The organism is Mesorhizobium metallidurans STM 2683, assembly GCF_000350085.1.
Lineage (GTDB): Bacteria > Pseudomonadota > Alphaproteobacteria > Rhizobiales > Rhizobiaceae > Mesorhizobium > Mesorhizobium metallidurans.
Window position 1 is genome coordinate 44,616 of the sequence record NZ_CAUM01000013.1, and the last position, 13,112, is coordinate 57,727.

The following is a 13,112-nucleotide window of genomic DNA, read 5'->3' on the forward strand; positions in this document are numbered from 1 at the left end:
TCTCCGACTGCAAACAGGAGGAACAGTATGCTGAACGTTCAGAAAACCAAGCATCACATAGTCGTAGTGGACGGGGTGGACCTGTTCTATCGCGAGGCGGGGCGGCGCGGCGCACCCGGCGTTCTGCTTCTCCACGGCCAACCCAGCTCATCATACAGCTTCCGCAACGTCATCAGCCCCTTGGCCGAGGTAGCGCGGGTCGTTGCGCCCGACCTGCCCGGGTTCGGCTTCACGGAGGCGCCTGACGATTACGAGTACACGTTCGAGGCTATGGCGCGGACGATCGACGCCTTGGTGCGGGAGATCGGGATGGAGCGGTTCTTCCTCTACATCCACGATTTCGGTGCGCCCGTCGCCTACCATCTGGCGCTAGCGCGTCCCGACCGCGTGCTGGGGCTCATCATCCAGAACGGCAATGCCCATCAGGAGGGCCTTGGCCCGGACTGGGACGCAAACAAGACCTACTGGTCGGATCCCACCCTCGAAAACCGCAAGAAACTCCCCGAGTGGCTGAACTTCGATGGGGTGCGGCATACCTATGTCGGTGACATCCCGGAACAGCTCAAACCGCAGTTCGCGCCTGAAGGCTGGCATCTGGACTGGGAGCGAATGAGCCGGCCGGGGCTCGTCGATATACAATTTCGCATCTTCGAGGACTATGGGCGGTACGTCGCCCGTTTTCCCGAGATCTCGGCCTATCATCGCGAACGTCAGCCGCCGGCGCTGCTGCTCTGGGGCCGCCACGACCCATACTTCGAGATCGACGAGGTGCTTGCCTATGCCCGCGAGCTCGACCGACTCGACATGCACATCTACGATGGCGCGCACCTCCTGCTGGAGACGCACCATCAGGAGTGCGTGGCGCTCATGCGCGAGTTCATTCTGAATGCTCAATCAAGTTCAGGATCGCGCACTCGATAGTTGGTCGAAATCCAATCGCTCTGAACGATTTAGCCCCCTCTCAGACATTGATGGCGCTAACCGCTCGTTTCCTTCGGAGAAGGCACAGCCAACCTAGCCTCGAGTTGAGCTAGCGCCGACTGAAGTTTGTCGCGCAGACGCGCAGCCCTAGCGGGGTCGAGCCCGGCGGTATCGAGCGTCAACGACATGCCCTCGTCCATTTCCGTTATGACAGTGTCGTCGCTCAACTGTTCCCGGACACCCCGCACCAGATAAGGCACGATCGGTCTGCTGATCCCCTTCATGCTGATCTGCTCACCTGCCGACGCATCGACCATGTCCCGTACGTTGGAATATGTTTCGTAGCCGAGCATTATTCCGCCCGCAGGTGCAATGCTCTGCAGCCGAGCAGCGAGGTTGGCTTCGGCGCCGATGATGGTGTAATCCATACGATCGTCGCTGCCGAAGTTGCCGACATTGCAGTAGCCGGTGTTTATTCCCATCCGCACACGGAAGGGGTGCTCGATACCCTGCTGCCGCCATTTGACTTGCAGGTACTCCAAACGCTTTTGCATGGCCAAGGCCATACGCAGACATGCACGTGCGTCTTCGCGCGGGCCAAGCGTCTGCGGGTCGCCGAAAAACGCGAGAATGGCATCGCCGATGAACTTATCTACGGTGGCGCCGTGAGAAATGGCGATATGCGACATCTCGGTTAGATACTCGTTGAGATGGGTGGTCAGTTACTCAGGTTGCATACGCTCGGTCGTGGCTGTGAAATCCACGATGTCGGAGAAGAAGATGGTCAGTTTCTTTCGCTCTGCGGTCACCTTCACGTCGCGCTCGCCGCTGAACACACTTTTGTAGATCTCAGGTGAGAGATATTTTGCGATTTTGAGCGACACCGTTGCCAAGAAGTTGTTGGCCTCCTTCAGTTCGCCATTGACCAGGGCGAGTTCGCGCGACTGCCGCCACTGCATTACGATGAATGCAACTCCAGTGGCTATGGCGGCCGCAAAATATGCGAAGAGATAGTGGAAGCCGATCGACCCTTGAGACAGGGGCTGCGAGACGGACACAGCTTGAATCCCTCTGACATCACCGACCTTCCAATCCTTCTTTGGGCTGTCCGGATGCGAGTTGTGGCATGCCACGCAGGCGGCGGTCATGCGGATCGGCGAAGCCAGCCGAACGGTCGGACTCCAGCCGCCTTCCGTCGCCTCAAGCGTTTGAACATTCGGGTCGGCACGAAATGATGCCAATGCCTTCAATTGAAAGTCATCAAGATTGTGTGGAGGCCGCCCGGCGAACGGATAGTCGGAAACAAATTCGTACCGGACAGTGTTGTCACGCGAACTCGTGAGACGCCCGATTTCCAGCGAGAACGTCGCTGGAATTGGTATCGCGCCAGCAACGTCGCGGTAGTTATCTGTCGCGGTGATTTTCGTATGCGCGTCCGCTTGGAGGATTCGCCCGACCACGTCATTGGCGTAGAACGTGCGAATGTCGGTTATGATCTTGCTGATGTCGTTCGCTTGACGGTCGGATAGTTGATGCGTGAAGTCACGCAGGTCGAGGAGGACAGCAGCTGGAAGGGCCATCAGGAGAAGGATCACCGCGATCGCAGCCGGCCAGATGCGACGCTCCCGCACGCTGTTATTTCCCTCTGAAGCCGGTTGCGCGCTTGTCACGGCAATGACCCTTGGTTGGCTGAGATTGCCGCGCAAGATTGCATGAAATTGGTTCCGAGATTGTGTCGCTGAAGCGCGCGCTGGAATCGCGCACGTTACATGGTGTCTGTGTGCATCTTATGCGCCCGCGCGTGCAGCAGCTTGGCACCGCTTGCCGGGACATTGAGGCCAGCGTAGCTGTGTTCAAAAACGGACCCTCGCGATCCAGAATCGGCAGCCGCGGTCGGCCGAAGAGTCTAGCACCTGGTCCGAGATCGGGCGGGTCCAAGCCGATTTCCGCCTGCCGCGCTCTACGCTGTTGCAAGACGTTCAAATTTGAGCTTCCGCACTCATGCTTTGTCGAGAGTATCTCCGTAAGTTTCAGCTGTCTCACGGCGACGATGACGACGAAATAGGAGAACGCAATGCCGCGCAATCACGTTGAACGTCTTGGAGAGTTCAGGGAAATCCTGGTCGCGACTCGACGCGAAGGAGTCCGTAACGTGCACCATACTCGCGACGCAATGCGGGTAAGTGGCTTTCAGATCGGGGACAGCGACGGATCCAGCTACGGAACCGAGCTGAAGGCGCTCCAAGAGGAATTGAGGCGGTCGATCGCGCCATCGAAGACGAGAAGCGGTTGGCCTTGGCCCTCGAGAGCGCTGCTCAACCCGCCGACCGACTAAACCGAGAATCGTGAAGGGAACATAGAGTCACCCTTGGCGCCCGTCGCGTCGAGCCGGCGTTATGGCGTCGGGCCGCCGCCGTGAAGCCCCCTGATAGCGGACGTTCCGTTTTTCGGCCCATTTCGGTCGTTCAATGACCAGTTATTCCCATGGCCGCCTATGGCGCTGTGTGCTCTTTTCCGCCAGCCGGCTTCGGGATGGCCTGGCGAAAAGCCTCTATTCGGCCGAACCGCTATCCGGCAGCTGCATGTCGGTGACGACGTTCTCGCCATTCGTCACGTCATAGGCGATCACGATATCCATCCCCGGCTTCAGCGCATCGAGGTCGGTTTCGGCGTTCAGCTTGTAGGATTTGCCGTCGTCAAGCGTCAGCGTCAGCGCGTCCTTGTCGACCTTCTTGATCAGGCCTTCCGTCTGGCCGGCGAAGGCGGCGGTGGAAATCAGCAATGTCGCGGCAACGGCGCCAATCAGGATACGCATCATCGTCCTCTTATCATTGCGCCGGCAGGGTGGCGGCGAGGGTTCAACAGACCGGTCAAGGGAAGCAGAAACCAACCGAATGTGTCAAAACTAAATCCGCCGGATCACAGTTTGACCACTGTGGAAAACGCCAATAGAAGGCAACTCTAAGCCGGTTCCGCTGCCTGGCAGGGTCACTTTCATGTCTCACAACACGTTCGGCCATCTGTTCCGCGTCACCACCTGGGGCGAAAGCCATGGGCCAGCGCTTGGTTGCGTGGTCGACGGCTGTCCGCCCGGCATCCGCTTCACGCGGGACGAGATCCAGGCCGAGCTCGACAAGCGCCGTCCCGGCCAGTCACGTTTTGTGACGCAGCGTCGCGAACCCGACGAGGTCAAGGTGCTGTCCGGCTTCATCCTGGACGAGGACGGCGAGACGATGATCACCACCGGTACGCCGGTGTCGATGCTGATCGAGAATGTCGATCAGCGCTCCAAGGATTATGGCGAGATCGCCCGCCAGTACCGGCCGGGCCATGCCGACTACACCTACGATGTCAAATATGGCCTGCGCGACTATCGCGGCGGTGGCCGCTCGTCGGCCCGCGAGACGGCGGCGCGGGTGGCAGCCGGAGCCCTGGCCCGCAAGGTCGTGCCCGGCATGGTGGTGCGCGGCGCGCTGGTGGCAATGGGCGAAAAATCCATCGACCGCGCCAACTGGAACTGGAATTTCATCAGTGACGCCGAAAATCCGTTCTTCACCCCGGACCCGGCTTCCGTTCCCGTCTTCACGCAGTATCTCGACGGCATCCGCAAGTCGGGCTCCTCGGTCGGCGCCGTCATAGAGATCGTCGCCGATGGCGTTCCCGCGGGTCTTGGCGCGCCGATCTATGCAAAGCTCGACCAGGACATCGCCTCGGGCCTGATGTCGATCAACGCCGTCAAGGGCGTCGAGATCGGCAACGGCTTCGAGGCCGCCCGCATCACCGGCGAACAGAATGCCGACGAAATTCGCATGGGCAATGATGGCAAACCGGTCTTCCTGTCCAACAATGCCGGCGGCATCCTTGGCGGCATCTCGACCGGCCAGGCGATCGTCGCGCGTTTCGCCGTCAAGCCGACCTCGTCGATCCTGACGCCGCGAAAGTCGATCGATAAGGACGGCAACGACGTCGAGATCATGACCAAGGGCCGGCACGACCCATGCGTCGGCATCCGCGCCGTGCCGATCGGCGAAGCGATGGTTGCCTGCGCCATCGCCGATCACTATCTGCGCCATCGGGGACAGACGGGGAGGGGAGTAGGGGAGTAAGGCAGTAGGGGAGTATGTTAGGCAGCTCCCGCGACAGCAATTTTTTCCTTTTCCCTACTCCCGTACTGCCCTATTCCCCTACTCCCCTGCGAGTGAAACGAGCACTTATGCCTTACGACCAGAAGAAAATCGTCGAAGCCCTGCGCGCCTTCGAGCGCGGCGAGATCGTTGTCGTCATGGACGATGACGGGCGCGAGAACGAGGGCGACCTGATCGTCGCAGCCGTCCACTGCACGCCGGAAAAGATGGCCTTCATCGTCCGCAACACCTCCGGCATCGTCTGCACGCCGATGCCGCGCGAGGAAGCCAAGCGGCTGAACCTGCAGCCGATGGTTGCCGACAATGATTCGGCCCACACCACCGCCTTCACCGTCAGCGTCGATTTCAAGCACGGCACGACAACAGGCATTTCGGCCGACGACCGCACGCTGACCGTGCGCAACCTCGCCAACGGCAATGTCGGCGCTTCCGACTTCGTCCGCCCCGGCCACATCTTTCCGCTGATCGCTCGCGAAGGTGGCGTGCTGATGCGTTCGGGCCATACAGAGGCCGCGGTCGACCTCTGCAAGCTCGCCGGCCTGCCGCCGGTCGGTGTCATTTCCGAACTGGTCAACGATGACGGCACCGTCAAGCGCGGCCCGCAGGTGCAGGCATTCGCCGAGGAGCACGGTCTGAAGCAGATCTCGGTCGCCGACCTCATCGCCTACCGCCAGCGCAAGGAAACGCTCGTTGAGCGCGTCGCCTGCTCCGACATCGAGACGCCGGGCGGCAAGGCGCAGGTCTTCACCTACACGCTGCCCTGGGACTCCATGCATCACGTCGCCATCGTCTTCGGCGACATCCGCGACGGCGAGGATGTGCCGGTGCGGCTGCATTCCGAGGATGTCGTTAGCGACGTCTTCGGCACCACGCACCGGCTGGACGGCATCATGAAGGCGATGGGTGAGCGCAAGCGCGGCGTCATCGTCTATCTGCGCGAGGGGTCGGTCGGTGTCGCCCACCAGGAACGCAAGCGCCCCGCCCCGGGCGACCGCGAGGACCATGAAGAGGCGCTTCGCCGCGAGAACGAATGGCGCGAGATCGGCCTCGGTGCCCAGATCTTGAAGGATCTCGGCATTTCCTCGATCAACCTGATCGCCTCGCGCGAGCGTCACTATGTCGGCCTCGAAGGGTTTGGCATCCATATCGCCAGGACCGAGATTCTTTAGGCTACGTTGATATTCAGGTGATGCCGGCCTGCAAACGATGGCTTTCTGCACTTCCGGCCTTCGCCGGCCGAAGCACTCATGAGCGGCCGCGGCAGTTAAGGCTACGGCCGGCGTAGGCCGGTGCTCGGACCCGAAGGTCCGCTGCGCTCCGGTTCTCGAAATCCATCATTTTCGGCTCGGCCTGACCTGAATCTCAACATACCCCGGGCTGTTACTCGGCAGGAACAACGCCTGCTTCGCATGCGGCGAAATCGCAATCCGACGTGGCAAGGCTGCGCTGGCCGATGAGCACCGTGGCGAGTGCGATGGCGCCGGCCACCACCGACACAAAGAACCCGTTCTGGGCGCCGAACGCATCCACCACCGCGCCGGCGGCGAAGGAGCCGAGTGCCATGCCGATGCCTATCCCGGTCATCACCCAGGTGACGCCTTCGGTCAGCATCGCCCCTGGCACATGCCGCTCGATCAGGCCGAACGCCGTGATGAAGGTCGGCGAGATCGCCACGCCGCTGATGAAGACGGCCAGCGCCAGGGCGGGTACCGTGTCGGCGACCAGCAGCGGCAGCGTGGTGAGCGCGATGATGGCGATCGCGATTGCCAACTGGCGCTGCAGCGGCATTTTCAGGTTGAGCGCGCCGATGATGATCCCCACCACGAATGATCCCAGCGCGTAGACGCCGATGACCAGGCTGGCGGCGCCCGGCTGGCCAAGCTCCTCGGTGATCGCCACGGTGGTTACTTCCGTGGTCGCGAAGGTGGCGCCGATGAAGATCAGGGCGAAAGTGATGATCTGAACCGGCCGTAGGCGGATGGCCGAGCCCTGTGAGCCATGCTCCGCCAGTCGCACGCGCGGCTCGGTCGAGCGCTGCACTATGAAGGCCATCGAGCCGAAGGCGAGGAACAAGGTGCTGGCCAGCATTCCCGCTTCCGGGAACAGGGCGACGCTCAGGCCTACCGACAGCGACGCGCCGGCGACGTAGACCAGTTCGTCCGCCGCCGATTCGAAGGCGAATGCGGTATTCAACTCGGGGCGGTCCCGGAAGATCTCCGTCCAGCGCGCGCGCACCATTGCCGGGATGCTGGGCATGGCGGCGGCCAGCAGTGCGGACACGAACAACGTCCATATCGGCCAGTCCTGATTGGCCGCCGCAATCAGGATTGCAAAAGCGAGCACGGAAATGACCGTGGTGGGCACGACAATCCGCGTCTGGCCGAGGCGGTCGACCAGCCGCGATATCTGCGGTGCCAGGAAAGCGTTGGTCAGCGCGAATGTCGCGGAGACGGCGCCGGCCAGCCAGTATTCGCCATGCGTCTGCGACAGCATCGCCACGATCCCGATCGGAGCCATGGCGATCGGCACCCGGGCAACGAAGCCGGATGCCGCGAAGCCCTTGGCGCCAGGGGCTCGAAAGATTTCCGTATAGGGGTTTTGCATGGTCTGGCTCCTCGACAAGGGACGGTTCGACAATTACATACGTAGCGTATGAATATGAGATAGTTCATACGCCGCGTATGTCAATTGGCATACGGAGCGTATGTTGATAGGGCCAGAAGCCATGCATAGACCCCGCAGGGAGATGATCGCCGAGACGCGCGCCAAGCTGATTGCCGCGGCCCGCCATGCCTTCGGCACGGTCGGCTATGCCGAGGCTTCGATGGATGACTTCACCGCGTCGGCCGGGCTGACGCGCGGCGCGCTCTATCATCACTTCGGCGACAAGAAGGGGCTGCTTCAGGCGGTTATCCGCGAAATCGATGCGGAAATGTCGGCCAGGCTGAAAGTCGTCTCGGCCAGGGCGGACAATCTCTGGCAGGGCTTTGTCGATGAATGCACGGCTTATATCGAGATGGCCCTGGAGCCGGAGATCCAGCGCATCGTGCTTCGCGACGGCCCCGCGGTGCTCGGCGATCCCTCGCAATGGCCGAGCCAGAATGAATGCATCCATTCCATGGCGGAGAGTATTCGCAGGCTCAGCGACGAGGGGACTATCGTTGCCGTCGATGTCGAAGCCGCCGCCCGGCTGATCAGCGGCGCTTCGCTGCATGCAGCGCAATGGATCGCCAATTCGGACGATCCGAAAGCCACATCGAAAAAGGCCGTGAAGGCCTTCAACGTGCTGTTGGAGGGACTTCTGAAGCGACCCGGCGGGCCGCAAGACCGGATGCGCGCTTTGAGCGGCATGCACTAAACCCTGTTGAACGTCTGGCTTTGGTCGCGCGAAAACATGGTCAAAACGGCCGGGCGCCCCTATATCGGGGACATGGTCACACGGCTCTACACCCATCCGATCTTCCTCGAACATATAACGCCGCCCGGTCATCCGGAGCGGCCCGACCGCTTGCGCGCCATCGAGCGCGTGCTCGACGACGAGGCCTTTGCGGCACTCGATCGGGCCGAGGCGCCGGAAGGCGATGAGGCGACCATCCTCTACGCGCATCCTGAGGAATTCGTCGTGCGCGTTCGTGCCGCCATACCCGACACCGGCATCGCCCGCATCGACGCCGACACCACCGCCAGCCCGAAAAGCTGGCAGGCGGCCGTGACGGCGATCGGCGCCGCCAATGCCGCCGTCGACGACGTTTTCCAAAGGCGTGCCGACAACGTCTTTGTCGCCGCCCGGCCACCCGGTCATCACGCCGAGAAGACGACCTCCATGGGTTTCTGTCTGTTCAACACGGCGGCGATCGCGGCACGCTATGCGCAACGCAAGCATGGCGCCGAGCGCGTCGCCGTCGTCGACTGGGACGTGCATCACGGCAATGGCACGCAGGACATTTTCTGGGACGATCCGTCGGTGCTCTATTGCTCGACGCACCAGATGCCGCTCTATCCCGGCACCGGGGCCAGGAGCGAAACCGGCGCCGGCAACATCGTCAACGCGCCGCTGGCGCCGCGCACCGGCAGCGAAATGTTCCGCGACGCCTTCCTGTCGCGCGTTTTGCCGGCGCTCGACAATTTCGCGCCCGACCTCATCATCATCTCGGCCGGTTTCGACGCGCATCATCGCGATCCGCTGGCCGAGATCAACCTGACCGAGGACGATTTCGACTGGGCGACCGGCCAGTTGATCGAATGTGCCGGACGCCATGGCGGCAATCGGCTCGTCAGCCTGCTGGAAGGCGGCTACGATCTGCAGGGACTGGCATTTTCGGTCGCCGCCCATGTCGGGCGACTGATGAAAGGATGAGGAATGGCTGGTGAAGCGAATGAAGACGTCAAGGCGATGAGCTTCGAACAGGCGCTCGACGCGCTGGAGAAGATCGTCGATGATTTGGAGCGCGGCGACGTGCCGCTCGACCAGTCGATCCGCATCTATGAGCGCGGCGAGGCGCTGAAGGTGCATTGCGACCGGCTCTTGAAGGCGGCCGAGGACAAGGTCGAGAAGATCAGGCTGTCGCGTGACGGCAAGCCTGTCGGGACAGAGCCGCTGGACGCGGAGTAGTTTCAAAAGGCGCGGGGCGCGAGAGGATAGCAGGAAAGGATTTCAAACGATGTGCAGAAACATCAAGACCCTGTTCAATTTCGATCCGCCGGCGACCAATGACGAGGTGTATGACGCCGCACTTCAGTTTGTCCGCAAGCTGAGCGGCTCCACCAAACCTTCCAAGCGCAACGAGCATGCCTTCAACCATGCGGTCGAGGCGATCGCAGCTGCTGCGCGCGAACTGCTTGATTCGATGGAAACGACGCAAGAACCGCGCAATCGCGAAGAAGTGGCGGCCAAGGCGAAAGCCAGGTCTGTACTCCGCTTCGCCTGAGGAGAGCGCATGAGCTTCTTTCCTGGAAATGACCCGCAGGCCGGCGATGCCTTCGCTAGCGACCAGATCGAATTGATGGTCATTCCAAACGCCAAGGATATTGGCGGCTTTCAGGTTCGCCGCGCTTTGCCGACAGCAAAGCGCCGGCTGGTCGGGCCTTTCATCTTCTTCGACCGCATGGGGCCGGCCATCCTGCGGGCCGGCCAGGCGCTCGACGTGCGTCCGCATCCGCATATCGGCCTGTCGACGGTCACTTACCTGTTCGACGGCAAGATCAGGCACCGCGATTCGCTCGGCACCGAGATGGTGATCCAGCCCGGTGACGTGAATCTGATGACCGCCGGCCGCGGCATCGTCCATTCCGAGCGCACGCCGGAGGAGTTGCGCGGCGCGCCGATGTCGGTCTCGGGCTTGCAGACATGGCTGGCGCTGCCGGACGGCAAGGAAGAGGTGGCACCCCTCTTCGAGAACACGGCTGCATTGCACCTGCCCGAAATCGATGCCGATGGTGTCGGCGGACGTGTCGTCATTGGCGCGTTTTCCGGGCTGCGGTCTCCGGTAAGCGCCGCCTCGGAGACGCTCTATGCCGATCTCTGGCTGGCGCCAGGCGCCATGGTGAAAATCCCGGCCGATGCCGAAGAGCGCGCCATCTACACGCTTGAAGGCGAGGTTTCGATTTCCAGTGACCGCTTTCCGGCCGAGCGGTTGCTGGTGTTCCGGCCCGGCGACGAAATTGTCGTGTCGTCGGAAGGCGGCGCTCATTTCATGTTGTTCGGCGGCGCCTCGCTCGGCTCAAAGCGCTATATCTGGTGGAATTTCGTCTCGTCGTCGAAGGAACGCATCGAACAGGCGAAAGAAGAATGGAAGACGGGGCGCTTCGATATCGTTCCGGGAGATGAGAAAGAATTCATTCCTTTGCCGGACAATTAGAATGCGGCATCTTGGGTGCACCGAGCTCACTTTAACACTTGCAATACCGCGCCGCGTCACTGACACGCATTTACATTCGCCGGCCATCGGCCTATCTCGCGATGAACAAAAAGCCTGAGCAGGCCCATAACCAGTGAACGCAAAGCCCGATACGCCGCTTCTCGACAAGGTCCGCATTCCGGCCGACCTCAGGACGCTTGCCGAAAGCGAGCTGCCGCAGCTGGCGTCGGAGCTTCGCGCCGAGTTGATCGACGCCGTGTCCCACACCGGCGGACATCTTGGCGCCGGCCTTGGCGTGGTCGAACTGACGGTCGCGCTGCACTATGTCTTCAACACGCCGGATGACCGCCTGATCTGGGACGTGGGCCATCAGGCCTATCCGCACAAGATCCTGACCGGCCGCCGCGACCGTATCCGCACCTTGCGGCAAGAGGGCGGCCTGTCCGGCTTTACCCGGCGTACCGAGAGCGAATACGATCCGTTCGGCGCCGCGCACTCCTCGACCTCGATTTCCGCCGGCCTCGGCATGGCGATGGCGCGCGACCTCTGCGGCGGCCGCAACAATGTCATTGCCGTCATCGGCGACGGCGCCATGTCGGCAGGCATGGCCTATGAAGCCATGAACAATGCCGGTGCGCTCGATGCCCGCCTTATCGTCATCCTGAACGATAACGACATGTCGATCGCTCCGCCGACGGGCGCGATGAGCGCCTATCTGGCCCGCCTTGCCTCCGGCAAGACCTATCTCGGCCTGCGCGATTTCGGCAAGAAGCTGACCTCCTATCTCGGCGAACGCGCCGACCGCGCCATCAAGCGGGCGGTCGAGCACGCACGCGGCTACGTCACCGGCGGCACGCTGTTCGAGGAGCTTGGGTTCTACCATATCGGCCCGATCGACGGGCACAATCTCGAGCACCTGATCCCGGTGCTGAAGAACGTCCGCGACAATGCGGACGGCCCGGTGCTGATCCATGTCGTGACCCAGAAGGGCAAGGGCTACGGGCCGGCCGAGGCTGCACCCGACAAGTATCACGGGGTCAACAAATTCGACGTCATCACCGGCGCGCAGGCCAAGGCGCCGGCGAACGCGCCAAGCTATACCAAGGTCTTTGCCGAAAGCCTGATCCAGGAGGCCCGCGAGGATGACCGCATCGTCGCCGTCACCGCCGCCATGCCGAACGGCACTGGTCTCGATCTCTTCGGCGAGGTGTTCCCGACAAGGACCTTCGATGTCGGCATTGCCGAGCAGCATGCGGTGACCTTCGCCGCCGGCCTTGCCACAGAGGGTTACAGGCCCTTTGCCGCGATCTATTCGACCTTCCTGCAGCGCGCCTACGACCAGGTCGTCCATGACGTGGCGATCCAGAGCCTGCCGGTGCGCTTTCCGATCGACCGCGCCGGTTTCGTTGGCGCCGATGGCGCCACCCATTGCGGCGCCTTCGACACGACCTTTCTGGCGACGCTGCCCGGTTTTGTTGTCATGGCGGCGGCCGATGAAGCGGAACTGCGTCACATGGTGCGCACGGCGGCAAGCTATGATGACGGCCCCATTGCCTTCCGCTATCCGCGCGGCAACGGCATCGGCGTCGACATGCCGGAGCGCGGCTCTGTGCTGGAAATCGGCAAGGGCCGCATCGTCAGGGAAGGTACCAAGGTCGCGTTGTTGTCCTTCGGCACGCGGTTGCAGGATTGCCTGGCTGCCGCGGACGAACTCGGCGCGGCGGGGCTTTCCACCACAGTTGCCGACGCCCGTTTCGCCAAGCCGCTCGACGAGGACATGATTCGGCGGCTGGTGCGCTCGCACGAGGTGCTGGTGACCGTCGAAGAAGGCGCGGTCGGCGGCTTTGCCAGTCACGTGCTGCAATTCCTCGCCCATGAAGGCTTGCTGGAAAGTGGCCTCAAGGTACGCCCGCTGGTGCTGCCCGACGTCTTCACCGATCACGCCAAGCCTGAAAAGATGTATGCCGACGCCGGGCTCGACTCGACCGGCATCGTGCGCACGGTCTTCGTCGCCCTTGGACACGCCGCCAGCGCGCAGCGCGCCTGATTCAAAACCTCAACTGCTTGAATCGATTTGCCGGCGAACAATGGTAACCTGTTGTTCACGCTGCCGTTTGGCGTTTTGCTTACTGTGTCTCTTGGCCGTTTTTCAACGGCGCCCTGCTAAAGTCTGATCAGGCAGGGAGAC

General features: G+C 62.1%; 11 protein-coding genes and 1 pseudogene. 9 read left to right on the plus strand and 3 right to left on the minus strand.

Annotated elements, in window-relative coordinates:
• The first annotated feature begins 27 nt into the window (after nucleotides 1-27).
• Entirely contained in the window at nucleotides 28-921 is an 894-nt protein-coding gene (locus MESS2_RS03120) for an alpha/beta fold hydrolase (protein ID WP_008872613.1), read from the plus strand.
• Between the two features lie 56 nt (nucleotides 922-977).
• On the opposite strand, the pseudogene MESS2_RS03125 reads toward MESS2_RS03120, so the two are convergent.
• Nucleotides 978-2,501, minus strand: a pseudogene (locus MESS2_RS03125) (adenylate/guanylate cyclase domain-containing protein).
• 971 nt (nucleotides 2,502-3,472) lie between these two features.
• Nucleotides 3,473-3,736, minus strand: coding sequence for a DUF1344 domain-containing protein (locus MESS2_RS03130; protein WP_008872618.1), 264 nt, complete (start codon nucleotides 3,734-3,736; stop codon nucleotides 3,473-3,475).
• A 181-nt stretch (nucleotides 3,737-3,917) separates the two neighbouring features.
• Here MESS2_RS03130 and aroC point away from each other — a divergent pair, with 181 nt between their 5' ends.
• On the plus strand, nucleotides 3,918-5,027 hold the full coding sequence (gene aroC, locus MESS2_RS03135) for a chorismate synthase (RefSeq protein ID WP_008872619.1): 1,110 nt from the start codon (nucleotides 3,918-3,920) through the stop codon (nucleotides 5,025-5,027).
• A gap of 107 nt (nucleotides 5,028-5,134) precedes the next feature.
• Entirely contained in the window at nucleotides 5,135-6,235 is a 1,101-nt protein-coding gene (ribB, locus tag MESS2_RS03140) for a 3,4-dihydroxy-2-butanone-4-phosphate synthase (protein WP_008872620.1), read from the plus strand.
• Nucleotides 6,236-6,446: 211 nt separating this feature from the next.
• On the opposite strand, the gene MESS2_RS03145 is transcribed toward ribB, so the two are convergent.
• Nucleotides 6,447-7,670 carry an MFS transporter gene (locus MESS2_RS03145; protein WP_008872621.1) on the minus strand — a complete coding sequence of 408 codons (1,224 nt, stop codon included), beginning with the start codon at nucleotides 7,668-7,670 and terminating at the stop codon, nucleotides 6,447-6,449.
• A gap of 121 nt (nucleotides 7,671-7,791) precedes the next feature.
• Between MESS2_RS03145 and MESS2_RS03150 the strand changes: the two genes are divergently transcribed.
• The 6 genes from MESS2_RS03150 (at nucleotide 7,792) to dxs (ending at nucleotide 12,971) form a co-directional block, all read left to right on the plus strand.
• Complete coding sequence (locus tag MESS2_RS03150; RefSeq protein WP_040591958.1) at nucleotides 7,792-8,424, plus strand: TetR/AcrR family transcriptional regulator; 633 nt, start codon at nucleotides 7,792-7,794, stop codon at nucleotides 8,422-8,424.
• A 72-nt stretch (nucleotides 8,425-8,496) separates the two neighbouring features.
• The gene (locus tag MESS2_RS03155; protein WP_040591976.1) at nucleotides 8,497-9,423 is read left to right on the plus strand and encodes a histone deacetylase family protein; all 927 of its coding nucleotides are present in this window, start codon (nucleotides 8,497-8,499) and stop codon (nucleotides 9,421-9,423) included.
• Between the two features lie 3 nt (nucleotides 9,424-9,426).
• Nucleotides 9,427-9,678, plus strand: a complete 252-nt coding sequence (locus MESS2_RS03160; protein ID WP_008872624.1) for an exodeoxyribonuclease VII small subunit — start codon at nucleotides 9,427-9,429, stop codon at nucleotides 9,676-9,678.
• Nucleotides 9,679-9,727: 49 nt separating this feature from the next.
• Nucleotides 9,728-9,994, plus strand: coding sequence for a DUF2277 domain-containing protein (locus tag MESS2_RS03165; RefSeq protein ID WP_008872625.1), 267 nt, complete (start codon nucleotides 9,728-9,730; stop codon nucleotides 9,992-9,994).
• Between the two features lie 9 nt (nucleotides 9,995-10,003).
• Entirely contained in the window at nucleotides 10,004-10,924 is a 921-nt protein-coding gene (locus MESS2_RS03170; protein ID WP_008872626.1) for a pirin family protein, read from the plus strand.
• A 133-nt stretch (nucleotides 10,925-11,057) separates the two neighbouring features.
• Nucleotides 11,058-12,971 carry a 1-deoxy-D-xylulose-5-phosphate synthase gene (gene dxs / locus MESS2_RS03175; protein ID WP_008872627.1) on the plus strand — a complete coding sequence of 638 codons (1,914 nt, stop codon included), beginning with the start codon at nucleotides 11,058-11,060 and terminating at the stop codon, nucleotides 12,969-12,971.
• Nucleotides 12,972-13,112: the final 141 nt, after the last annotated feature.